Genomic DNA, 23,694 nt, shown 5'->3' with positions numbered 1-23,694 from the left:
GGCGATGCCTGCGATACACGAAGAACTGGCCGGATTCGCGGCAGGGCACGGTATCGACCTCGCGGTGATCGGTCCGGCGACCGTGCTTTCGGCAGTGCGCGCGCGGATGCACGCGACGGGATGCGACGCCGGCATCTATCGGCGACTGCTTGCCCGGGATGCCGGTGAACAGCAGGAACTGCTCGAAGGGCTGCTTGTGCCCGAGACCTGGTTCTTTCGCGATGCCGCCGCCTTCGATCTGCTGCAGCAGTCCGCTGTCGAACACCGGCGCGGGAGCCGCGGGGATGCCCCGTTTCGGGTGCTGAGCCTGGCCTGTTCGACGGGGGAGGAGATCTGGTCGATCGCCATCGTCCTGCACGAGGCGGGACTGTTGCCGTCACAAATCCGGATCGACGGTCTGGACCTGAGCCGGAACGCCGTCGCGGCGGCGCAGTCGGCAATATATGGCCCGCATTCGTTCCGCGGATCCCAGCTAGGGCATCGGGAGCGGTTCTTCCTCGATCTCGGGGGAGGAAGGCGCGAAGTCACCCCTACCTTGCGCGATTGCGCCACGATCGCGACGGGCAACCTGCTCGATCCGGCACCGGAGCAGACCTACGACGCTATTTTCTGTCGCAATGTCATGATCTATATGACCGCCTCGGCCCGTCAGCGCACCGTGGAACGCGCGCGTTCCGGGCTCACGCCGGGCGGCCTGTTCTTCGTCGGTCACGCCGATGCGCCAGCGGCGGCAGAGGCCGGCTTTCGGCGACATCCGACGACGGGCGCATTTGCATGGGTTCGCGACGCAGACGCTCGGCTTCCCAGCCCGCCGCGCTCGACCGAACCGGCCAGGCAGTCCAAGGCCGGCAAGCCGCTGCCGCCGAAGAGCTTCACTCGGACCGCTCAGCTCCCGGACACGGACGACCCCGCAAAGGGTTCCGTACCGGATGGCTTGTCCGAAATCCGGCGTCTGGCGGACGGCGGATACTATGGCGATGCCGAACAGGCGTGCCAGCGAATCCTGCAGCGACGACCGCTCGATCCGGACGCGCTGGCCTTGCTCGGGCTAATTGCTATGGCGACGGGACGCCGCGACGAGGCGATCGGCCACCTCCGCCGGGCCGTCTATCTCGATCCCTCGCATCCCGAGGGTCGCGCGTTGTTGTCGCTGTTGCAGGCGCCGCGGTCACCCGAATCGACGTCGGTCCGGAATCGCCCCACGACCGACCCCGGCTCCGATACAGCCGCATGAACGCGGAACGCTGTTGCTGGCGCGAGATCGGATCGACTGGCGACCGATCCTGTCCGAAGCTCGCGCAGCATCAGCTCTGCGTGAACTGCGAGGTCTTCGCCGCCGCGGCGCAGAGTCTTCTGGATCGCCCGGCGCCAGCCGATTATCGCGACGAATGGGCGCGCTGGATCGCCGCGGAGCCGGTCGCGGAAGATGGCGAGTACCTGTCCCTATGCCCCTTCCGGCTGGGCGCCGAGTGGTTTGCGCTCCCTGCCGGCATGCTCAGCGAGACGCTCGAAAGCCTGGCACCGCGCCGGATACCTCACCGCAGTTCGTCGGAATTCCTCGGTTTGATCACGGTCCGTGGTGAACCCGTGCTGTGCTTCTCGCTGCGATCGATCCTGTCGGTCGGTTCTGCACCCGCGCCCATCCAAGCAACAAAGCTCTCGCGTCCGGCAACTCTGGTCTGTGGCGAGGGGCGCGACCGTTTCGCCTTCCCGGTCGATGAAACAGCCGGCCTGTGGCGGGTGGCCACTGCGGAACTGCAGACACCACCCGCAACGGTGAGCCGGTCTGACCAGACACTGACGACCAGCCTGATCGAACTGTCCATAGGCACGGTCGCCCTGCTGGATGCGAATCGCCTCGCCCGACGGATCGAGCGCATCCTGCAATGACCGAAATCTCCCTGCTCGCCCTGTTTCGGGAGGAAGTCGCCGAGCACGTGGCCACCCTGACCCAGGGCCTGCTTGCCGTCGAATCCGGCGCTCCGGACGACATACGGCCGCTGGAGCCGCTGATGCGGGCCGCGCATTCGCTAAAGGGCGCGGCGCGTGTGGTCGAACTGGACACGGCCGTGCGGGTTGCCCACGCAATGGAGGACGCGCTGGTCGCTGCCCAGCGACACGAACTGACGCTCAGCCCACCGCGTATCGACGCCCTGCTCCGCGGAGTCGACTGGATCACGAGCCTCGCCGCCGTGCCGGAAGACAGCCTTCCGGTATGGCTGGTCGCCCAGGCGGCCGAGACCGAGGCGCTGATCGACACGCTAACGCACCTCGAGCGCCTCGGGGAAACCGCGCCGGGTTCCGCACCATCGGCGGCGACAGCGGTGGAGGCCGCCGCTGGCACGGCGCAAGCCGGTGCCGCAATCGAACCACCGGCACCGGCAACCCCCATACCCCTACCCATTGCGAATGACGACACGGATCGGGCCGTAAAGATCAGCGCGGATGTCGTCGACCGGCTGCTCGGCTTGACCTCCGAATCGGTCATCGAGGCACATCGCATCGAAGCACTCGGCAAGGCACTGCAGGGGATCAGGGCGCACCACTTGCGATTGGGCGCAGGACTGAAGCGGCTGCGCGCGCGCCTCGCCGACGGTGCCAGCGGCCCGGAGCTGATCGAGCTCACCGACGCCAGCGAGGCACTGCTCGAATGGGCCCAAGCCGCGCTGGCCCGGAGTCTGGAGGACTTCGACAACGTCTCGCGACGCTCCGCGCTGATTGCCGAAGAATTGTTCCAATGGTCCGTGGCCAGCCGACAGAGGCCATTCGCCGACGGGATCGCAATGTTTCCTCGCCTGGTACGCGATCTGGCGCGAGACCTCGGCAAGCGCGTACGCTTCGAGATCTCCGGCCAGGACACCCGTGTCGACCGGGAAATACTGGACAAGCTCGAAGCCCCGCTCCGGCACCTGCTGCAGAATGCGGTCGACCATGGCCTCGAAGGGCCGGAGGAACGCCGGGTGAGCGGCAAACCCGAGGCCGGGCTGCTGCGGCTCGAGGCGCGTCACAGGGGCGGCGCACTGATCATCACAGTCAGCGATGATGGACGCGGCATCGACCGCGACAGCTTGCGGGCCCGGATCGTCGAGCGGTCGCTGACCAGCGCCGAGACGGCGGCGCGCCTCAACGACGCGGAATTGTTCGACTTCCTGTTCCTGCCCGGCGTCACGACGCGTGCCAGCGTCGACGCCGTCTCCGGGCGCGGCGTCGGTCTGGATGCAGTACAGTCAATGGTGCAGGCCGAAGGCGGCGCCCTGTCGGTGTCGTCCAACGCCGGCCGCGGAGCGTGCTTCGTACTGCGGCTGCCCGTGACCCGCTCGGTCATCCGCGCGCTGCTGGTCTCGATCGAAGGCGAACCGTATGCCTTTCCGCTGACAGGCATCGAACAAGTGCTCAAGCTCGCGGAGACAGAGATCAGCACCGTGGAGGGGCGTCGTTACGTGACCCGGGACGAACGCCGCATGGCTTTGGTCCGGGCGGCCGAGATCCTCGAACTGGACGACCAAGCCCCAAGCGGCGAGACCCTCCACACCGTCGTGATCGGCGAATCCGGTGGCCACTATGCGGTCGAAGTGGACGAATTTCTGGGCGAGCGGGAACTGGCCGTGCGGCCGCTCGATCCACGGCTCGGCAAGGTGCCCCATGTCAGCTCGACCTCGACGACGGAGGATGGGGTACCGGTACTCGTGCTGGACACGGAGGACCTGGTCCGCTCAATCCACGCGCTCGTTTCCGGCGGTCGCCGCGTCGGCAGCCGGAACTCGTCGACACGCTCTGCAACGCGTGCTCCGCGCGTGCTGATCGTTGACGATTCGATTACGGTCCGGGAGTTGGAGCGCCACCTTTTGCAGAACCACGGCTACGACGTCGACGTTGCGGTCGACGGCATCGAAGGATGGAATGCACTCCGGCTCGGGGGCTATGATCTGGTGATCAGTGACGTCGACATGCCCCGCATGAACGGCATCGACCTCATCAAGCGCATACGCGAGGACCCCCGCCTGAACCAACTGCCGGTCATGATTCTGTCCTACAAGGATCGCGAGGAAGATCGGCTGCGCGGACTCGAAGCAGGCGCCGACCGCTATTTCGCGAAGAGCGGGTTCCGCGACGACGCGCTGGTCGAGGCAGTAAGGGATCTGATCGGGCGAACCGAAAGATGAGAGTTGCGATCGTCAACGATCGACCCGCGGTCATCGAGACCCTCGCGATGGCGATCGGGGACGCCTCCGATCTCCAGCTCTGCTGGACTGCCCTCGACGGTCGGGAAGCGCTTGACCGCTGCCGCGAAGACCGGCCCGACCTGATCCTGATGGATTTGCTGACACCGGGGCTGGATGGCATCGAAACGACGCGGCGCATCATGACCGAGGTACCCTGCCCGATTCTCGTGGTGACCGGAGACATCCAGGGTGGATTTTCCCGCGTGTACGAAGCCATCTCGGCGGGGGCACTCGACGCGGTGGAAACGCCGACCCGCGATACCAATGGCAGGGTTCTCGGTCGGGATGCCCTGTTGCGCAAGATCGCGATGATCGGCTCGCTGACAAGGACCGTCCCCCCGCGAGCGGTTACACGAAAACCCGGCCGCTTGCCGCCGATCGTCGCGATCGGTGCGTCGACCGGCGGACCCAGCGCCCTCTCCACGCTACTGCGTGACCTGCCACCCGATTTGCCGGCGGCCATCCTCGTCGTACAGCACCTGGATGCCCGCTTCACCGAAGGGCTGGTGACGTCGCTGTCACAACACACGGGCCTTCGCGTCGAGGCCGTCGGCGACGAGACTGCGCCGCAACCCGGACGGGTTTATGTCGCGGCGCGCGAGGCGCATCTGATCCTGACCGAGGATGGCCTGCTGACCTATGTGAACGATCCGGCCGACGCACCGCACCGCCCGTCGATCGACGTCCTGTTCCGCCGCATCGCAGCCCACCGAACGGCTGCAGGGTGCGGGGTACTGCTGACCGGCATGGGCCGTGACGGCGCCGACGGTTTGCTGGCACTGCAGCGCGCCGGCTTTCTGACCTTGGCCCAGAACGAGGCCAGCAGCGTCATCTGGGGCATACCCGGCGCGGCAGTCGCCCTCGGTGCGGCCGACCGAATCCTGCCGCTCGACGAACTTGCGACCGCGATTGATACCCACATTCGTACCTTGCAACCGACAGCAGAAATCGAAAGGACAGCCCGATGAGCGCGGTGAACGCACAACAGCTACTTCCGGGCGTCGGCCAGCATCGCATGGTGGTGCTGCTGATCGACGACCAGAAGATCATCGGCGAGGCCGTGCGCCGCCTGCTCCGCGATGAAGCCGACATCGAGTTCCACTTCTGTAACGAGCCGTCCAACGCCATCGCGGACGCCGAGAGGCTCAGCCCGACGCTGATCCTGCAGGACCTGGTCATGCCCGATGTGGACGGGCTCGAACTGGTCGGGGCCTTCCGCCGGCATCCGGCCACACAGCGAGTCCCCTTGATCGTGCTGTCGAGCACCGAGGACCCGAAGCGGAAGGCCGAAGCCTTCGCCCTCGGCGCCAACGATTACCTCGTCAAGCTACCCGACCGCATCGAGCTGATCGCCCGCATTCGCTATCACTCCAGTGCCTATGTCGCCCATCTGGAGCGCGACGCGGCGTTCCGGACACTGACCGCGGAACTGGCCGAAGCCGCCGACTATGTGCGTTCGCAGCTGCCGCAGCCGCTCGACGGGCCGATCCGCAGCGCTTGGGAATTCATTCCCTGCACGGCACTGGGCGGCGATACCTTCGGCCATTTCGATATCGATCCCGCGCACTTCGCCGTGTTTCTGCTCGACGTGTGCGGACACGGCGTGGGCACGGCGCTGTTGTCGCTGTCGGTCATGAACGCGCTGGTCCGGCAGACGCTGTCGGGTATCGACTACCGTGACCCCGCTGCCGTAGTCGGCGCGCTGAACGACTTGTATGCGATGGAGCGGCACAACAATCTGTATTTCACGCTGTGGTATGGGGTATGGCACCGTCCATCCCGTCGCATGACTTACTGCGTTGCCGGGCATCCGCCGGCCATCCTCGTGACGCCGGACGGCAACACGACCGAATTGAAACTGCGCTCGGTGCCGGTCGGCGTGGCTGCCGACTTCCCGTATGCCACGGCCGGGACGGTGATACCCGAGGGCGCCCGGCTGTACCTGTTCAGCGACGGCGTCTACGAGATCACGCGCCCTGGCGGCGAAGCCTACACCTTCAGCGAATTCGTGGGTCATCTCGCAATGCCGGCGGCATCCGCGGGCGACAAGCCGCGCGAGACCGTCGCATTGATGTGCAGACTCCAGGGCCACGACGACTTCGACGACGACGTCTCGTTGCTGGAGCTGCATTTCGAATGACACGCCGCACCGGCGCCCCCGTGCGGCATTGACCGGGGACGCGTTCCTCAGATCTTGAAGATCGCGATCTCGCGGCGCAACTCGGCGATTGCGGACTCGAGCTGACGCGTCGCGCGATTGGTCTCTTCCAGCGCATCGACCGACGAACGCGCGCTTTCGGTCAGCGCGACCATCGCGTCGCGGATCTGCCTCGCCCCTGCCGATTGCGACTGCATGCCTTCATGCACGCTGTCGAAGCGCGGCTTCAGCGTTTCCACCTGTTCGATGATGCGCGCGAACTGAAAGCTGAGCCGCCGGGTCTCCTCGACACCCTGTCGGACATGCTCGTTGAACTTGTCCATCTCCATGACGCCGCCCGCGACGGCCGACTGCATTTCCTTGACCATTTGCTCGATGTCCAGCGTCGCAACGGCGGTCTGATCGGCCAGGCGCCGGATCTCGCGCGCGACGACCGCAAAGCCTCTACCGTACTCACCGGCTTTCTCGGCCTCGATCGACGCATTCAGCGACAGCAGGTTCGTCTGGTCCGCGATCCGCGTGATCGTGGTGGTGACCCCGCCGATATCGCCGGCGCGGTCGCTAATCGCGCCGAGCTTGTCGGCGATCGATCCGGTCGCATCGACCAGGGTGCGCATGACCTGTTCCATATCGGTCAATTCGCTGCGGCCGGAGTTCGCAAACTCCGCCGTTTCGTTGGCCACCTGCGTCACATCGTCCATGGTGCGAAGCAATTCCTCGGCCGTTGCGGAGATTTCCTTTGACGCGGCCGCGATCTCGTTCGTGGTGGCGCCGAGGTTCGACACCTCCTCGCCCTGGGCCTTCGTCATCACCGCCAGGGAATTCGAGGTCGAGACGAGATCGATGGTGGATTTCTGCACCTGCCCGACCAGCGAGTTCAGGTAGGCGGTCATGCGACCCAGCGCCCTGAGCATCTTGCCCGTCTCGCCACGTCCCGCATCGGCATGGAAATCCGGGGGCAGCGTCAGATCACCGCTGGCGATCGTTTCCGCCGTCTGGACCGCCTTGGCGATGGGTCGCGAAATGGAGCGCGCGACGACATAGGCGGCCCACAGCGTCGGCAACAGCACCAAACCCATCAGGGCCAGCGTGATGCGGCGCTGGTCATAGACGAGTTCCATGACCTCCTCGAGGTCTACGTTCACGGACAACCCCCAGCGAAACGACGGCAGGTAAGTCCAGGCTGCGGCGACCTGCTGTCCCCCGATCCCCGTGATTTCACCGAAGCCCCGATCACCGAGCACCGCACGCTGGATGCCACTGCCGGTCGGTCCGTTCATCGGCACGGCAGTCTTGAAGGCGGCATCGGGGTTGTTGCGCAAGGGCACGATCACGCGAACCTTGTCCTGGTCCAAGTAGCCGATGATGGTCTGACCGGAGTCCCCGAGACTGGTGTTGTCCAGCAGCATTCCGAAAATGTCCTGGGTATTCAACTGCAAGGCCAGCATCGCGACCATCACGCCCTGGGGATCGAACAGCGGCGCAGCCAGGAAGCCCAGTGGCTTGTCGGCTCCGGGATACAGCGCAAAATCGGAAATATCGGCATCGAGCAAGGTAGCGGACCGACTGACCACCTTCGCCAGCGCGGAAGCCCGCAACGGCCCCTGAAAAAGATTGCCGCCCAGACTCAGCAGCGGCCGCGTCTCCAGCAGCATATCGCCATCCGGGGCGAACACCATCAAGTTGGCAAAACCCAGGTTCTCGGTAAAGGCATTGATCAACGGGCGGATGCGGCCCTCGATCTCGGCAATCTCCCGGGCATAGCGGACCGGGTCCTTGCGGTAGCCTTGAATTTCGATGACGGCCGCGGACAGACGCTGTATGCGGCCTAGCACATTGGCCGCGCGGACGCGTTCGTAGGCATAGGTCTCGGCTTGCTCGGCCTTGTCGACGGCGAGGTGAAGCAACTCGGTGCGCACCTTCTCCCGAAGGGTATCGCCCGACAGCTTGTCGGTCGCCAGCATCAGCAGCAGCGTCGGCACGAAGGCCATCACCACGAACCAGAACAGGATCTTCGCGGCAATGCCACGGTGCGGCAACTTCAAACCGAAGGATTTCCAGTCCATGCTCACCTCGGCGTCCGGACCGGTGGCACCGGGTTGGCCCAGCTGTTGCCCCAACCCTTGTAAAGCTGCAGCAGGAAGTTATCCCAGTCCATGCGGCTCCGGGTGCGCGGATAGGGAACGGGGCGGATCGGATGCTCCGCCGACCAGACGATGTCGATCTGACCATCCGGACGAATCTGTCCGATATGGAATGAGCGCCACGTGTGACGCGTCGCCGCATCGACGGTCACAACGCCTTCCGGTGCATCGATGCTCTCGCCAAGAATCAGCTCGCTGACTTGCTGCACGTCGGGGACACCCGCCTGTTCGACGGCCTTGGCCCACAGCAACACGCTGAAGTACGCTGTTTCTACGACATCGCTGGTGACCCGTTCACTGCCATAGCGCGCCCGGAAACGCTGCACGAAGGCCTGGTTCTCGGGGCGGCGCAGCGACTGAAAGTAGCTCCACGCCGAGTAGTGCCCGGCCACATCGAGCGCATTCAGCGCGCGCAGCTCCGATTCACCGATCGAGAGCGACACCACCGGCGTCTCGCGGGCATCCAGACCGGCCTGGCGCAACCCCCGATAGAACGCGAAATTCGAATCGCCGACGACCGTGCTGATGACCACGTCCGGCTTGGTGGCACGGATGCGCGCAACGGTATCGTCGACGTCCTGACTGCCGAAGAACACGTATTCCTCGCCCACGATCTCGCCACGCAAGGCCGCAATCTGGTCGCGGATGATCTCGTTCACACTGTGCGGCCAGACGTAATCCGAACCCACCAGGAAGACGCGGCGACCGAGGTTGTCCAGGCTCCATTTCAGTGCGGGAAAGATCTGCTGATTGGGCGCGGCGCCGGTGTAGACGATGTTCGGAGAGACCTCGAGCCCTTCGTAGGCCATCGGATAGATCAGCAGGTGCCCGGTCTGCTCGACCACGGTCTTCACATGCTTGCGGCAGGCGGACGTCCAGCATCCGATGATGGCGCTGACATCCTCCGTGTTGATCAGCCGTTCCGCCTCGCGGGCAAAGGTCGGCCAGTCGGAGGCCCCGTCGGCGACCACGGCTTCCAGCGGACGCCCGAGGAGGCCACCGGCCGCATTGATCTGCTCTATCGCAAGCAGCTCGGCATCGACCAGCGGCTTTTCGCTGATGGCCATCGGACCGGTCAGCGAGTGCAGAACACCCAGGCGAATCGGCTTCGGCGGGTGAAACAGCCGGTCGCGGTTAAGGACGGCCAGCACGCCCAACGCCAGGAGGACGACGATGGCGATGGTCAGAATCTTCCTTTTCAACGGTGTCCCTCGTCGTTATCGCGCGGGCCTAGATTGCCTCGTCGAGGGTCGGCAGAATCGTGAACAGCTGGCTGAAGCCGCTGATCTCGAACACCTCATGCACAGCACCGGAAATGCCGCAGAGCTTTAGCGAGCCGCCGACGGCGGCGATTTGTTTCGCCATCAGCAGGAACACACGCAGTCCGGCACTGCTGATATAGATCAGCGGCGTGCAGTCGAGTACCAGGTGGTGGTGCCCCGCGGCGATCCAGGCTGCGGTTCGTTCCTCCAGCGTTTTCGATGCGACCGCGTCGATACGGCCGCTCAAGGTAGCGATGAGCAGATCGCCTTGTGTGTTCGATGAGATTTCAAGCATATCCTTCGTATCCTCGGGCGACTCTCGAGGCGCCCTTCGTCAATCGTTAAATGTCAGCGTCAGCTTGGCCTGGCCGGACTCATCATCCCAGGTCTCTACGCTATCGGCCAGCCGGCGCAACAGATAACCCGCCATCCGGAGCACCGCAGTATCGTCGGCAATCATCTCTTCCTGCGTCGGTCGATGGGCCTCGACCGGAACGGCGCGCCCGCGATAGCGGGCGATCACGGTAAACGTGAACTCGTCGAAAACGGTCTCCAGCTCGATCGGCGTCGTGTCGGACTCGTCCCGACCCGCCAGATCGTTGTCGGCGAGGATCTCGAACGCCTGCCAGGTAGCGTATTCGGCGCGCCGGACCACGCCGGGCCGAGCGCCCCAACTCCGTCCCTGTCGTTCCAGAAATTCGATGACCTCGTCCATCGAGGAGTGGTGCGCGTCGAAGGTCTCGCGGCGACGCGTGCGGGCACCGATTCGGAACAGCGCCGACAGTAACGTTGCCACCGTCACACCCAGGGCGACGCTGGACATCGAGATCGGATGCAGCGACGCGGGAACCTCCCGATCGTAGAAATGGCGCAAGGGCTCGTGACTGAGGCCGAAGGTCAACGCCAGTCCCACGACCAGGATCTTGCGATTGTCGAGCATCCGCGAGGCGATCATCTGCATCCCGGCCATAATCGTGAAGGCCGACAGGAAAATTGCCGCCGCCCCGATGACGGGCACCGGCACCAGCAACCACAGGAAGATGACCTTTGGACTGAACGCGAACAGGATCATCGTGGCCCCGAGCCAGTAGGCCGGGATGCGGCTGGTACAGCCGGTCGCGGCCGCCAGGCCGACCGCCCCGCCACTCGAGGTCAGCGGCAGCGAGTTGAACAGGGCCGCGAACAGGTTCGCGACGCCCTCCGCGCGAATGCCGCGACAGACCTGGTGCATGTCCGGCCGCTTCCAGTCGGCGTCGTTGAAGCGCTGAGCCGCCGCCAGCGCGCCAAAGCCGTGCAGCGACAGCGCCAGTCCGACCACCACGAATGCTGGCACGAGTTCCGGATCGAACTTCCAGCCGAACGCCGGCAGATGAGGCCGCATGAACAGCGCCGCATCCGCCAATTGCTGGAGATCGGCAGGAACCAACCCCGCGATGGCCCAGTTGGACAGAAAGCCGACGACCAGTCCCACCATCGCCGAGAACATCCGCAAGCGGCCCGCAGACCAGACGTTGCAGGCGATCATCGTCCCTAGGCTCAGTACGGCAACGAGCCCGTCGTGAGCCATCGCGACCGACGGCGTATCGATGCCGACCGCCAGCTTCAGCCCGCTGAAGCCGAGCCCGATGCCGATCAGCGTCACGGCGACGCCGGCCACTTCCACCGAGAAAATGCCGCGCGCGCGGCGGAAGAGTTCGCCGAAAAGGAGTTGCGCAGCACCTAGAACACTGACCATACCGAAGGCCAGTTCCAGCCCGCCGGCAGCGGAGGCCATACCGATGGCCGGGAACGTCGAAGACGTGACCTGTAGCGGGCAAAAATAACCGGACCCGACCCCTAGCCGCCCCGCCGCCTGGATGACCACCCCGATGCCGGACACCAGCAGCGTCGCGGCCATCAGATGGTGAAATGCCCCGGACTCCAGGTGCAGCGTCCGGCCGAACAACGGCGAGATCACCAGATAGACCCCGAGGAACGAGATCTGCTGAACGGCGATGAACAGAGAAATGTGGCGTGGGGGGAAGTCATCCAGACCGTACTGTATGGTCTCGGGTCGGCGCATCCGCAGCAGTCCTCAGTCGCTGGAGGGAAGAAACACGCGGTTCTCGATGTCGGTCGCCCATAGGTCGCCGGATTCGAGGTCGAACCACCAGCCATGCAAGTTCAATCGGCCGTCGTCGACGGCCACTTTCAGCCAGGGATAGGACAACAGGTTGCGCAACGAGCCCTGGATCGCCGCGCGTTCCACCAGGTAGGGATGCCCCTTGAGGCTGTCGAGCGAAACCGCCCGGCCCCCTCCTCCACGCGCCGGGTCCGGCACATAGTGACAACAGGCCTCGGTGGCCATCGACACCCAGTCGGCGATGAACTCGCGTTCGGGACGCTCACCCGAGACGGTGTTCAGCAACGCCTTGATGCCACCGCATTGGGCATGCCCCAGTACGATGATGTGCTGGACCCCTAAATCCCGAACGGCGTATTCGATGGCGGCACCGACACCATCGAGCACCGCGCCGGGACGATAGGGCGGGACGAGATTTGCGACATTGCGGACGACGAACAAATCGCCAGGACCGGCTCCCATCAGCAGCGCCGGATCGACGCGCGAGTCGCTGCAACCGATCAGCAACGCCGTCGGGTGCTGGCCTTCCTCGAGCAGTGTGCGCATGGTTTCCGGCTGCTCTTCGTAGAACCGGGTCTTGAAGCTCCGGATCGCAGCGCGGAAGCGCGCCAGTTGGCCATCGTCGCCGTGGGCCGTGATCGCGTCAGAGGTCAAAGGGATTTACTCACCGTTCCGGATTGGTAGGACATCGCCAGGGTACGGGCATCAGGCGGCGATGGGCCGAAATCTGCCGCTCGTCACGCGGTCGCTCGGTTACCGGCGGGAGTTTAGCTAGTTTTTGCCGTTCTCGCGCGGGGTGTGGGGAAGGGAATCCGGGAATCGTCATCCCCCGCGACTCGGGCGGGAACAGAGCCCTCCCGCTCGCAGCACGCGAAGAAGACTCGGCGCATTAACGGGCCGGCGCGGGCACCGACTTCCGGCTACCCAGGGCATGCACCAGCAGTGCGCCGAGGATCAGTGAGCTGCCGATCAGGATCCGCGGCGTCAGCGGCTCATTATTGACGACATGTCCGACGATCAGCGCCAACACCGGCGAAACCAGCGAGATCAGCGCGACCCGCGTCGCACCCAGATGCTGCAACACGTAGAAGTAGAGCGCGAAACCCAGCGTGGTCGCGATCATCCCGAGATACACGATCGACAGCAGACTGGTCGGCGGCAGAACACTCGGCCAATGACCGTCGAGCAGCCACCAGGTCGTCAGGTACGCCGGCAGCGCCAGCATCAGCGATCCCGCGACCACGGCAAGTGCCGGTACACCGGCATTGATGCGCTTGATCCACACGGCGCTCGCCGACTGCAACAGCGACGACAGCAGCACGCCGGCAATACCCAGGACGGCATCGTGGCCGAAATTCATCGCCGACCCGAAGACCTGGTGCAGCCCGGCGATACCCAGCAGGTAGGCCACGATCGGCAGGATGCCGAGGCTGTGCTCGCCGAGAAACATGGCCGCGAGCACGCCCGTCAACAAGGGCGTGACACCGAACACGACCGAAATCCAACCGGACGGAATGAACTGCGACGCCCAGTAGACGGCGAACATCGCGCCGTAGATCTGCACCGCACCCGCCGCATAGGTCAGCAGCGCAGGGCGGTGCAGGGGCAGGGCTTGCCGTCGCAGGGCCAACAGCGCCAGCACGCACAGAGTGCCGATGGCCATGCGGCTGGTGACACCGAAGACGAACCCGGGCCCTTCACCGCTCCACTTTATAGCCAGCGGCGTCGTTGCCCACACCAAGATCACTGCCAGATAGGCAGCCGGTATTCTCATCGCGTACCTAACACCCGAGAAGCGACGGGGCGAAGTTAACCCCTGACCGTCGCTGGCCGCGTCCGGCATGGAACACCCCAACCAAACAAAAAATCACCAACCAGGCAACTTAAGACACAATTTCAAGCGAGATGACGTCAGACGACCCTCTCTCTTGAGATAAACCGCGGCAGCAGCGCGGGTTCGACGCAGCGCCCATCTACGGGCCAGCTCAGGGCGCCAAATGACTTGCGGGAAACCCTCGCCCTGCCTTCCGAGACTGACGATACCGGGTGGGAGAATTCGCCAGAGCGACCCGGCGTCTGCTGGGAAATTCCCAATCTACAAGTCCGGCAGACTTCGTCCCCGGGACGCGATGACGTCGGCGTAGAACCGGGCGCTGTCCTTCAACACACGCTGCTGGGTCGCAAAGTCCACACCGATGATTCCGAAGCGCTTCGCATAGCCGTACGACCATTCGAAATTGTCGAACAGCGACCAGACGAAGTAACCGCGCAAATCGACGCCATCGCGCAGCGCGCCTTGGGCCACCTTGAGATGATCGCGCAGATAGGCGATGCGCCTGTCGTCGGCGATCCGGCCGCTGGCCACCGGGGGATCGTTGAAGGCGGCGCCGTTCTCGGTGACATACAGCGGAAGGTCGCCATAGCGGCGCTTGACCCAGCGCAGCACCGAACCCAGTCCTTCGGGATATACCTCCCAGTCCATCTCCGTGTGTTCGGAACCGTCCTGGCGCACCCGCGAGACACCGAAGAAATCGCCTGCCGGGTCATCGCAAACGACACTCCGGCTGTAATAGTTGATGCCGAGAAAATCGATGGGTTCCTGGATCAGCCGCATCTCCTCGGCCGGGAACAGCGGCCAGGCGTCGCCGAAGGCTGCGGCCAGTTCCTCCGGATAGCAGCCGAGAAACACGGGATCGAGGAACTGACGGTTCATGTAGGCATGCGCTCGCTCCATCGCGGCGATATCCGCAGTGTCGCTGCTGGCGGCATGCTTCGGCTCCAAATTGACGACCAGTCCGATCTGCCCGGGCCGACCCTCGGCGCGGAAAGCCTGGACCGCCAGTGCGTGCCCGCGCAGCAGCGTGTGTGCCACCCGCGGCACGGCGTGCGGTACCGCCTGCCCCGGTGCGTGCGCTCCCGTCATGTAGGCGCCGTCCACGACCACCCACGGTTCGTTCAGGGTCGACCAGAATGTGATGTGCTCGCCGAGTTGCCGAAACATCTGGGCTGCGTAGTCGGCGAACCAATAAGCGCAGTCAGGGTTTGCCCACCCCCCCCGAGCCTGCAAGGCCGCCGGCAGATCCCAGTGGTACAGGGTGGCGAAGGGCTTGATGCCCCGTTCCAGCAGTCGCTCGGCCAGTTCGCGGTAGAACGCCAGCCCCGGCTCGTTAAGGCGCCCCCGGCCCTCCGGCATGACCCGGCTCCAGGCGATGCTGAAGCGATAGGAACGCAGGCCGATCTGCGCCATTAGCTCGATGTCGTCGCGAAAGCGGCGGTAGTGGTCGCAGGCCATATCACCGGTATCGCCACCGGCAATACGGCCGGGCTGACGGCAAAATTCGTCCCAGATGCTGGGACCTGCCCCATCCGCGAGCGGTGAGCCTTCGATCTGATAGGCGGACGTGGCCGCGCCCCATAGAAACGTCTCGGGGAAACCCGCGGCACTACCGTAGGATTCGTCGTTCACGCTGCTGCTCCCATCGGGTCGAGATCATCTGAAAATGGCCGCGAACGGGTTCGTACGACCAACGCGCCCGCGCATCCGAACGCTTCGGTTTCTCATACCGCGCCCACCGGACAAATCGAGCGGCGCATAACTTACCTCGCGGCGGGAGCCGCCGGCAAACGTTGCGCCGTTTGCAGAACTGCCCACGCTTCCCGCGGCCGGTGCCCTGGCCTGCCGCAAGCCGGCGCGAAATTACTAAGCTTCTGATCGAGCCAGCGAGTCGAGGTTACTCACACGAGGCAAGTCGAATCTTCCTTCCTCGTCGCAACGCCCCGAAACAGCGCCCGGCCCTCGTGACCAATACCGGTTCAGGTTGTTACTTCCAAGCCGTGTGAACGCCATGCCCGCCATCATCAACCGCATCCGAAAAGCCGCCAGCCGCAGCATCAGCACCAAGTATTCACTGGTCTTCGCACTGCTGGTCAACGTTACCGTCACGGTCATTCTGGTATCGGCCGGCCTGATCACGTTCAGCCAGTTTGAAGCCATTCGCTACCAGGTGCAGGATGCCGTGGCGAAGGCGCAGGCACTGAACGAGGAGCGCGAGCTACGCCGGACCGGATCCTATCTGAGTCATCGTTTGCGCGAACCCCTGGGGCAACAGGATATGCGCAAACTGAACGCACAGATCGAGGAGGTTGCCACCTGGCTGCCGATCTCCTCTTTCCTGATCATGGACCCACAGGGCCGGATCCTGACCGATGGCACTTCCCAGAACCCGAAGCGGCTCCAGAAAGAAGCCCTGCCCGACAACCTGCGTCAGAAGCGCACGGTTTCGACCGTGGGCCACGACGGCCGTGAGCTCGCCTTTGCGGTCGGCGAACCGGGCAACACGCTGGGGTACGCCAAGCTCACGCTGGAAGGCTTGAACACCGCATCCTCACTGGAGGCCCTCGACCTCCGACTGTCTCAATTGTGGAATTCCTACGCCGCGTTTCTGATCGGCATCGGTGCGATCGCTTTGGCTCTCGTCCTTTGCCTCGCCGTGATTCTGGTGTTCTTCCTGTCCCGTTCGTTGGTCAAGCCGCTGCACGAAATGATCCAGGCCGCTCGCGAGTATGCGATGGGCAATCTGGAAACACAGCTTGCCGTGCGTTCGGACGACGAACTGGGGCAGCTGGCACAGTCCCTGAACATCATGGCGGCAGACCTCAGAAAGACCGGCGGACTGCTCACGAGTGCCCAGGAGATCGCAAACCTGGGGAGCTGGGAGTGGGATGCCGAGACCCGGGAGCTGATCTGGTCGCGACAGGCCCTGCGCATCCTCGGCTATCGTTCGGCACGAGGCAAACCGGATCTGCGCGACCTACTCCGCCGCGTCGTCCCTTCCGACCGCCGCCAGTTGACGGAAGTCTTCCGGCGGGCAGGGTTACACCCCATGGCCGTGGACTTCGTGTTCAGGCGCCTGGACGGCACGCTGCGCACGCTGCGGCTGCAGGGTAAGGCGCTGCACGATGCCACCAACAAGCGTCTATGCTGGACCGGCACGCTGCAGGACGTGACCGAGCGCAAGGCCGCCGAAGAGACGTTGAATTACATGGCCAATTACGATGCACTCACCGGACTTCCGAACCGCAACCGCTTCCAACGGCGCCTGCAGGATGCGATCGCCAACGCCGAGGTCCGCGATACCCGGTTCGCCTTGCTGTTCCTCGATCTCGATTCGTTCAAGGGCATCAATGACGCGCTCGGCCATGCGGTCGGGGACGAAGTGCTGAAAATCGCGGCGAACCGCTTGCGGCAAACCATCAGGGAAAGCGACACGGTCGCGCGGCTCGGCGGGGACGAGTTCACCGTCATTCTCGAGAACATCGGTGATCACCGCGATGTCGCGCTGATCGCCGAGCGGATTGCCGACACGTTCTCGCATGCCTTCGTCGTGGGAGACCGCGACCTCGGCACGTCCTGCAGCGTCGGCATCACCATGTACCCGGACGACGGCACGGAAATGACAGATCTGCTCAAGAACGCAGATATCGCGATGTACCGGTCCAAGTCGGAGGGACGGGGCCTCTACCGCTTCTTCACGCCGGAGATGAATCGCGAAGCCCAAGATCGTCTGGCGCTGGAGAACCAGCTGCGCACCGCCGTCAAAAACCGTGAATTCGAGCTGCATTACCAACCGCAACTCTCCCTGGAGACCGGCGAAGTAATGGGCGTCGAGGCTCTGGTGCGCTGGCGGACGGAAGTCGGCCTGGTGCCGCCCGCAAAGTTTGTCCCCGCGCTGGAACAATCGGGAATGATCGAGGAACTGACGCCTTGGGCCTTTCTGACAGCCTGCCGTCAGGTTCGTGCCTGGCGCGACTTGGGTTTCCCGGACTTTCGCATGGCGCTCAACCTGTCGGCACGCCAGCTGTTGCAGACGAATCTGCTCGCCGTGATCGACGCGGTACTCCGGGAAACTGGCATCGCAGCCCGGAATATCGAGATCGAGGTCACGGAAAGCGTGCTGCTGGATCCGGAAGCGATCAACGCCACCGCGCGCGAACTGTTGGCGATGGGCATTCACCTGACCATCGACGATTTCGGTACCGGCTATTGCTCGCTGAGCTATCTCAAACAACTCTCCGCGGACGCACTCAAGATCGATCGGTCCTTCATACAGGACATTCCGGCCGACCAGGACGATGTCGCCATTAGCTCCGCCATCATCAATCTGTCCCGCAGCCTAGGCCTGGTGGTCGTTGCCGAGGGCGTCGAGACTCCGGAGCAATGGGAATTCCTGCAACGGCAGGGGTGCAACCTGATGCAGGGCTTCCTTGCCAGCAAGGCGCTCTCGGCGGACGACTTCACCAAGTGGCTCAGGACCTCGTGCCGACAGATCGGCGGCCGGTTCTACTGGAACTTCTGTCCGACCCCATCGCGCGAAGCGAAACCTCCGATGGCGCTGGTCTCCGGCGGTTGATCACACGGCCGCCCACTCATCAGCCTGTTAACCTGGCGCCGGAAGTCGCATAATCCTGGGTATTGGAGGGGAAGGAGTGGGACTCCGGCCCGTTTTTCCCGACTGCGGCCGCCCGTTCACGACACTCCGTGCAAGCGAACACAACGCGCACCATACTCTATGCCCTCGGCGCCAATGCAGCCATCGGTGCCGCCAAACTGGCCGCGGCGCTGTTCACGGGCTCCAACGCGATGCTGGCCGAAGCGGTACACAGCTTCGCTGACTGCGGTAACCAGGTTCTGCTGCTGGTCGGGAGTCATCGTGCCAAGCGCCCGCCCTCCCCCGACTATCCGCTCGGCCATGGCAAAGCGGTTTTCTTCTGGTCGTTCGTCGTCGCGCTGATCCTGTTCAGCATGGGCGGCCTTTTCTCGATCTACGAAGGCTGGCACAAACTCCACGCCACACAGGGCTTGCAGTCGCCCTGGGTCGCGCTGGCAGTGCTGGGCTTCAGCATCGTCATGGAGATTTATTCACTGAGGGCCTGTCTGGCGGAGGTCCGCAAAGCTCGTCAGGGCCGCAGCCTGTGGCGCTGGTTCCGTGATTCGCGGCAGAGCGAACTGATCGTCGTCCTCGGAGAAGATCTCGCCGCCCTGTTCGGCCTGGCGTTCGCCGCAGTAGCCGTCATGGCAACCATCGCGACCGGCGACCCGATCTATGATGCACTCGGCAGTATCGCCATCGGCGTGCTGCTCGTGGCCGTCGCCATCGGTGTCGGCCTCGAGGTCGTAGGCCTATTGATCGGGCAGAGTGTCGACCCCAAGACCCGGCAAGCCATGGAGGATTTCGTGCGATCCCATCCGGAGATCGGCGCGGTCTTCAATCTGATCACCCTGCAGCTTGGCGACGAGGTAATGCTGGCAGTCAAGGCCCGCATGGTGTCGCACGGCTCGGCTTCGGAGTTGATCGCTGCCATCAACCGCTGCGAGCGTGACCTGCGCGGCGCATTTCCCCAACTGCGGTGGATATTCTTCGAGCCGGACGACGCCGACTGAATCCGGTCGATTCGGCTTCCGCTCAGCGCTTCGACTCATCCTCGCGCCAACCCGGCACACGTTCGGACGGGCGGACGCTCATCTCATCGGACCCTGCACCATCGCCGGGCAATCGCATCTCCCCTTCGCGAGCGCCCAAAGCGACCGGCACACCGCGCCGAAAAACGACCCACCGGCCAAGACCGCTGGGTATCCGCGAACCGGGAAACAGGATACCGACCAGATTCAGCGGGTCCGCTGCGCTGATGACGATTTCGCAGTCATCGCGTTGGCGACGCACGACCTGCAGACCTTCAACCGCCTCCGGCAACGCAAACTGCTCACCGTGGCGGGAACTGACGAACCGCCCTCCACGCACCTCACCCCGGGCTTCCAGCCGGCGGAAAACCGGCAATAGATCGGACCACGCCGGCAGCGCGGTTTCTCGCGCGCACAAATCCCGGAAGACGACCCCGTAACGCTGCAGCAATTTGTGCGCGAGGTAGGTCAAGCCTTCATCGTGGCCGACGCTGCCCGCCTGCCCCGCTGGCGGTTCACCGAGCAAGGACCAGCGTCCAGCGCTTTCCAGCCCCCAACTGAGGCCCCTGAAGCGTTGCTTCTGGGCGGCGGGAACCAGCAGGCCGCGCAGGCCGGAAAAACCGTCGGAACTGACCAGCCCGGCAGCCACCAGTTCGCCCAGCGCGGTTTCAGTGGAAGCCCCCGCCAGACCGGACCGTTCGACCAGTTCGTCGTAGAACAGGGCGCCGTGCACCCCGAGCACATCGGCCAGCAGTGTGGCTTCGTCGGACAATGCCACCCGAACCCCGGCCGCTCCCTGGCGCCAAAAAGGGGCGTATCGGCGACTCGTCAGTGCGATGGGCGTGGACCGGATGGGCAAGCCGGCGCTGCCCTGCCCGGGCCGTAAACGCAACCATCGGCACCGCCCCGACTGACAGAGCTGATCCAACCAATGCGGCTCATACGACTCCATCCTGGAGGGCAGCAAGTCGGCTTCCCATGCCGCCGCCGGCGCTTCCCAGCCTTCGAGCTGCCCGACGAGTCCGGCCAGAGCGTCAGGGCCGCGCAGCTTGGCTTCCGGATGCACATGCTGCCAGCGCGTCAGGAACCGCCAGTATTCGGCGGGCGATACCGGTTCGACGGAGCGCCGTGCGGCTTTCAGGCTGCGCCGGTGAATCCGTCCGAGATTGACCCGATCGCACCATTCGAAAACATCAAAACCGGCGGTGAAGCGGCCGCAAAAGACGGCCCCCTGGTGCTGCAACCGAGCCAGCGCCGCGGCCACGCGCGCGCACGGCAGCGCCAGCGCCTCCGCCAGCTCGTACTCGGTGACGGGACCGAGGATGCCGAGCCGGGCTTGCAGAACGGCGGTCAAGGCCTCCTCCGGGTCACCGGCGCCGCCCTCTGCGGTCTCTTTCGCTGCGTAGATCGCTGCGAACTGGGGGGCCCGCTCCGCCGCGAACCAGAGGCTGTCTCCGGACGGAAGGATTAGCCGCCGCACACGGCCTTGCCGCGCCAGATCATCAAGAAATGCGGGCCATGGCGCCGCAATATCCTGCGAATCGAGCAGAAACCCCGAGGAGTAAAGGATATCGTGCAATTCCTCCGGGCCGCGCGCGTTCGGCCACACCTCCCGACGCACCTGCTCAACCACTGTCGGGTCCAAAATCCCGTGGTCCTCCGCCGTCACCGGCTCCAGCCAGCGCCGCATGGCCACGGCGCGGGTGCGGCGCTCCTCGAGCGGCGCGCCGTCCAGGAAGCTGTACACCCGCGCATTGACGATCTCGGCAGCTAGCGCCGAGGGCTCACTGACGTCGCGGCATTCGAACGCAATCGCTCCCGTCTCGATGTCGGACAGCACCTGGACCAGCCGCTCGATGTCCATCGCCTCGGTCAGGCAGTCGTGTATCGTCTGTCGGACCAACGGGTGATCCGGCACCTGGCGGTCACCGACGATGTTTTCCAGACAGGCCAACTGGTCGGGAAAGACGCCGGTCACCAGGTCTTCGGCCTGCATTCGCAACAGATGCGGCGGCGTCTTGCGTCCGGCATGAAAACGTCGGATGGCGAGTGAAATGACGGCGTTCCAGCGCCAACGAACCGTAAACATCGGCGCATCGAGCAAAGCCTGCACGAGGATGTCCCGCACCGTGCCCGGCTTCAGGAAATGCCGCACATCCTCCAGCGGAAAGCTCTGCGAAGTCCCCAGCGACAGGATCAGCGCATTTTCGTTGGCGGCGGCCTGCAACTCGAAGTTGAAGGCGCGGCAGAAGCGCTTCCGCAACGCCAGTCCCCAGGCGCGGTTCACACGGCTGCCGAAGGGCGCGTGCACGATCAGCTGCATGCCCCCGGAGGTATCGAAAAAGCGTTCCACGACGATACGGCGCGCGGTCGGCAGCACGCCCAGCACAACGCGCGCCGCCGCCAGGTAATGGCCTAACTGTTCCGCGGCGTCGCCGGAGACGCCGCTTTCCTGACCCAGCCATTCAACCGCCCCTGGCAGTCCCGCCGTCGTCAGACGCTCCTCGACCGCTTCGCGCAAGCGGGATACCGCGGCCGAAAGCGCATCGGTGCGTCCTGGCGCTTCGCCGAACCAGAATGGAATGGTCGGAGGCTGACCCTCGGCGTCGGTAACCCGCAGTACATCCCCTTCGACTCCGAGCACGCGCCAGCTAGTGTTGCCCAGTTGAAAGACATCGCCGCGGACAGTCTCGATCGCAAAGTGCTCGTCCACGGCCCCGAGCAAGGAACCGTCGGGCTCCAGGATCACGCGATACTCCGCGGCGTCAGGGATCGCCCCGCCGCAGGTCACCGCCGTCAGCCGCGCCGAGCGCCGCGGCAGGAGCCGGTAACGCACGCCGTCGCGATGAAGATGGGCACCGCGGGCGCCGCGCCGGGTGCTATAGCCCTCCACCAGCATCTGCACGACCGCATCGAACTCGGCACGCGCGAGACTGCGATACGGATAGGCCCCGAGGATGCAGTGGTAAAGCTCATCCAGGGACCATTCCTCGGCCGCGGTCATCGCGACGATCTGCTGTGCGAGCACGTCGAGTGGCTGGGCCTGGATCGTCATCCGATCCAGCTCGCCGCGGCGGGCCGCCTGCATCAGGGCAACGCATTCGAGCAGGTCGTCGCGGGTGGTCGGGAACAGCCGCCCTTTTGGCAACCCGCCGGACCAGTGACCGGAACGCCCGACCCGCTGAATCAGGGTCGCTATCGAGCCGGTGGAACCGAGCTGACACACCAGATCGATCTGACCGACGTCGATGCCCAGTTCCAGCGAGCCGGTCGCGACCAGTGCGCTCACTTGGCCGCGCTTCAGGCGCTCCTCGGCACCCAGCCGCTGCTCGCGCGACAGGCTGCCGTGGTGCGCGTTCACGCGATCCTCACCCAAGCGCTCGGACAGGGCACGCGCGACGCGCTCGGCCAGGCGTCGCGTGTTGACGAAGACCAAAGTCGTCTGGTGCTCGCATATCAGCGCCGCCATCCGGTCATGAATCTCCCCGGCCGCCTGCTGCGATAGCACCGCTTCGAGCGGAACCTCCGGGAGCTCGATCGCCAGATCCAGGTCCCGGCGCCGGCCTTCGTCGATGATGACGCAGTCACCCGCGCCGCCGGTGAGGAAGCGGCCCACATCCTCGATGGGATTCTGCGTCGCCGAGAGACCGATGCGTGTCAGTGGCTGGCCCGCTAGCCGCGCCAGGCGTTCCAGCGACAGTGCCAGATGAGCACCGCGCTTCGACCCCGCGAGCGCGTGAATCTCGTCCACGATCACGGTGCGGACGTTGCCTAGCAGCCGCCGGCCTCCGGTACCGGTCAACAGCAGGTAGAGCGACTCGGGTGTCGTGACGAGGATGTGCGGCGGATGGCGGAGCATCGCCGCCCGAATCGCCGCGGGCGTGTCGCCGGTCCGCACCTGGGAACGCAGCGCAAAATTAGCGCCGCCCCGCTCGAACAGTTCGCGGTTGATGCCGTCCAGCGGCTGTGCGAGATTCTTCTGGATATCGTTGCTGAGCGCCTTCAGCGGCGAGACGTAGACGACGCGCGTCTGGTCGGGCAGTCCGAAGGCGTCACCCTCGCGCACCAGTTCATCGATGATAGCGAGAAAGGCTGCGAGGGTCTTGCCGGAGCCAGTGGGTGCCGCGATCAGAACATGCCGATGGCGCCCGATCGCGTCCCAGGCGCGGCGCTGGCAGGCAGTCGGTGACGCGAAGGCCTTGCCGAACCAGGCGTCGACGGCGGGATGGAAGCGGGCGGGAAGCATGGGAATTCCTGAACGCCGTCACGCCGCCGGAAACAGCGGGCCCGAGACCGCCAACGCCGAACCGCGGCTATCTGCGGCGT

Annotated in this window: 15 protein-coding genes; 7 read left to right on the top strand and 8 right to left on the bottom strand. The window is 64.8% G+C overall.

The window, feature by feature from the left end:
- The first annotated feature begins 4 nt into the window (after positions 1–4).
- Genes ACW73L_RS12750 through ACW73L_RS12730 form a run of 5 tightly spaced genes read left to right on the top strand, consistent with a single transcriptional unit; the run spans position 5 to position 6,363 of the window.
- Positions 5–1,234 (top strand): CheR family methyltransferase, encoded by a 1,230-nt coding sequence (locus tag ACW73L_RS12750; protein WP_498922488.1) that lies wholly within the window; start codon positions 5–7, stop codon positions 1,232–1,234.
- Positions 1,231–1,890, top strand: a complete 660-nt coding sequence (locus tag ACW73L_RS12745; RefSeq protein WP_498922487.1) for a chemotaxis protein CheW — start codon at positions 1,231–1,233, stop codon at positions 1,888–1,890. Before ACW73L_RS12750 ends, ACW73L_RS12745 begins: the two co-directional genes overlap by 4 nt.
- A complete protein-coding gene (locus ACW73L_RS12740; RefSeq protein ID WP_498922485.1) occupies positions 1,887–4,163 on the top strand; it encodes a hybrid sensor histidine kinase/response regulator in 2,277 nt (758 codons plus the stop codon). Before ACW73L_RS12745 ends, ACW73L_RS12740 begins: the two co-directional genes overlap by 4 nt.
- The gene (gene cheB / locus ACW73L_RS12735) at positions 4,160–5,191 is read left to right on the top strand and encodes a chemotaxis-specific protein-glutamate methyltransferase CheB (RefSeq protein WP_498922484.1); all 1,032 of its coding nucleotides are present in this window, start codon (positions 4,160–4,162) and stop codon (positions 5,189–5,191) included. Before ACW73L_RS12740 ends, cheB begins: the two co-directional genes overlap by 4 nt.
- On the top strand, positions 5,188–6,363 hold the full coding sequence (locus ACW73L_RS12730) for a SpoIIE family protein phosphatase (protein WP_498922483.1): 1,176 nt from the start codon (positions 5,188–5,190) through the stop codon (positions 6,361–6,363). The genes cheB and ACW73L_RS12730 overlap by 4 nt, the downstream gene beginning before the upstream one ends.
- A gap of 47 nt (positions 6,364–6,410) precedes the next feature.
- Here the strand turns inward: ACW73L_RS12730 and ACW73L_RS12725 are convergent, their stop codons facing one another.
- From ACW73L_RS12725 to ACW73L_RS12695, 7 genes are all read right to left on the bottom strand, one after another.
- Positions 6,411–8,447 (bottom strand): methyl-accepting chemotaxis protein, encoded by a 2,037-nt coding sequence (locus ACW73L_RS12725; protein ID WP_498922482.1) that lies wholly within the window; start codon positions 8,445–8,447, stop codon positions 6,411–6,413.
- A 2-nt stretch (positions 8,448–8,449) separates the two neighbouring features.
- Positions 8,450–9,727: an urea ABC transporter substrate-binding protein gene (locus ACW73L_RS12720; protein ID WP_498922480.1), complete on the bottom strand. Its 1,278-nt coding sequence runs from the start codon at positions 9,725–9,727 to the stop codon at positions 8,450–8,452.
- 28 nt (positions 9,728–9,755) lie between these two features.
- Complete coding sequence (locus tag ACW73L_RS12715) at positions 9,756–10,082, bottom strand: STAS domain-containing protein (RefSeq protein WP_498922479.1); 327 nt, start codon at positions 10,080–10,082, stop codon at positions 9,756–9,758.
- 39 nt (positions 10,083–10,121) lie between these two features.
- A complete protein-coding gene (locus ACW73L_RS12710) occupies positions 10,122–11,849 on the bottom strand; it encodes a uracil-xanthine permease family protein (RefSeq protein ID WP_498922477.1) in 1,728 nt (575 codons plus the stop codon).
- 12 nt (positions 11,850–11,861) lie between these two features.
- The gene (locus tag ACW73L_RS12705) at positions 11,862–12,563 is read right to left on the bottom strand and encodes a carbonic anhydrase (protein WP_498922475.1); all 702 of its coding nucleotides are present in this window, start codon (positions 12,561–12,563) and stop codon (positions 11,862–11,864) included.
- Between the two features lie 235 nt (positions 12,564–12,798).
- A complete protein-coding gene (locus ACW73L_RS12700; protein ID WP_498922473.1) occupies positions 12,799–13,683 on the bottom strand; it encodes a DMT family transporter in 885 nt (294 codons plus the stop codon).
- A gap of 321 nt (positions 13,684–14,004) precedes the next feature.
- On the bottom strand, positions 14,005–15,375 hold the full coding sequence (locus ACW73L_RS12695; protein WP_498922471.1) for a GH1 family beta-glucosidase: 1,371 nt from the start codon (positions 15,373–15,375) through the stop codon (positions 14,005–14,007).
- A gap of 379 nt (positions 15,376–15,754) precedes the next feature.
- Between ACW73L_RS12695 and ACW73L_RS12690 the strand changes: the two genes are divergently transcribed.
- Both ACW73L_RS12690 and ACW73L_RS12685 read left to right on the top strand, forming a co-directional pair.
- Positions 15,755–18,319 carry a putative bifunctional diguanylate cyclase/phosphodiesterase gene (locus ACW73L_RS12690; protein WP_498922469.1) on the top strand — a complete coding sequence of 855 codons (2,565 nt, stop codon included), beginning with the start codon at positions 15,755–15,757 and terminating at the stop codon, positions 18,317–18,319.
- 128 nt (positions 18,320–18,447) lie between these two features.
- Positions 18,448–19,350 carry a cation diffusion facilitator family transporter gene (locus ACW73L_RS12685; protein WP_498922467.1) on the top strand — a complete coding sequence of 301 codons (903 nt, stop codon included), beginning with the start codon at positions 18,448–18,450 and terminating at the stop codon, positions 19,348–19,350.
- Between the two features lie 22 nt (positions 19,351–19,372).
- On the opposite strand, the gene ACW73L_RS12680 is transcribed toward ACW73L_RS12685, so the two are convergent.
- The gene (locus ACW73L_RS12680) at positions 19,373–23,614 is read right to left on the bottom strand and encodes a DEAD/DEAH box helicase (RefSeq protein ID WP_498922465.1); all 4,242 of its coding nucleotides are present in this window, start codon (positions 23,612–23,614) and stop codon (positions 19,373–19,375) included.
- Positions 23,615–23,694 lie beyond the last annotated feature (80 nt).

Source organism: Methylolobus aquaticus (assembly GCF_054172105.1).
Note: the sequence above shows the minus strand (reverse complement) of the source record. Positions and strands in the feature narration are given on the sequence as shown.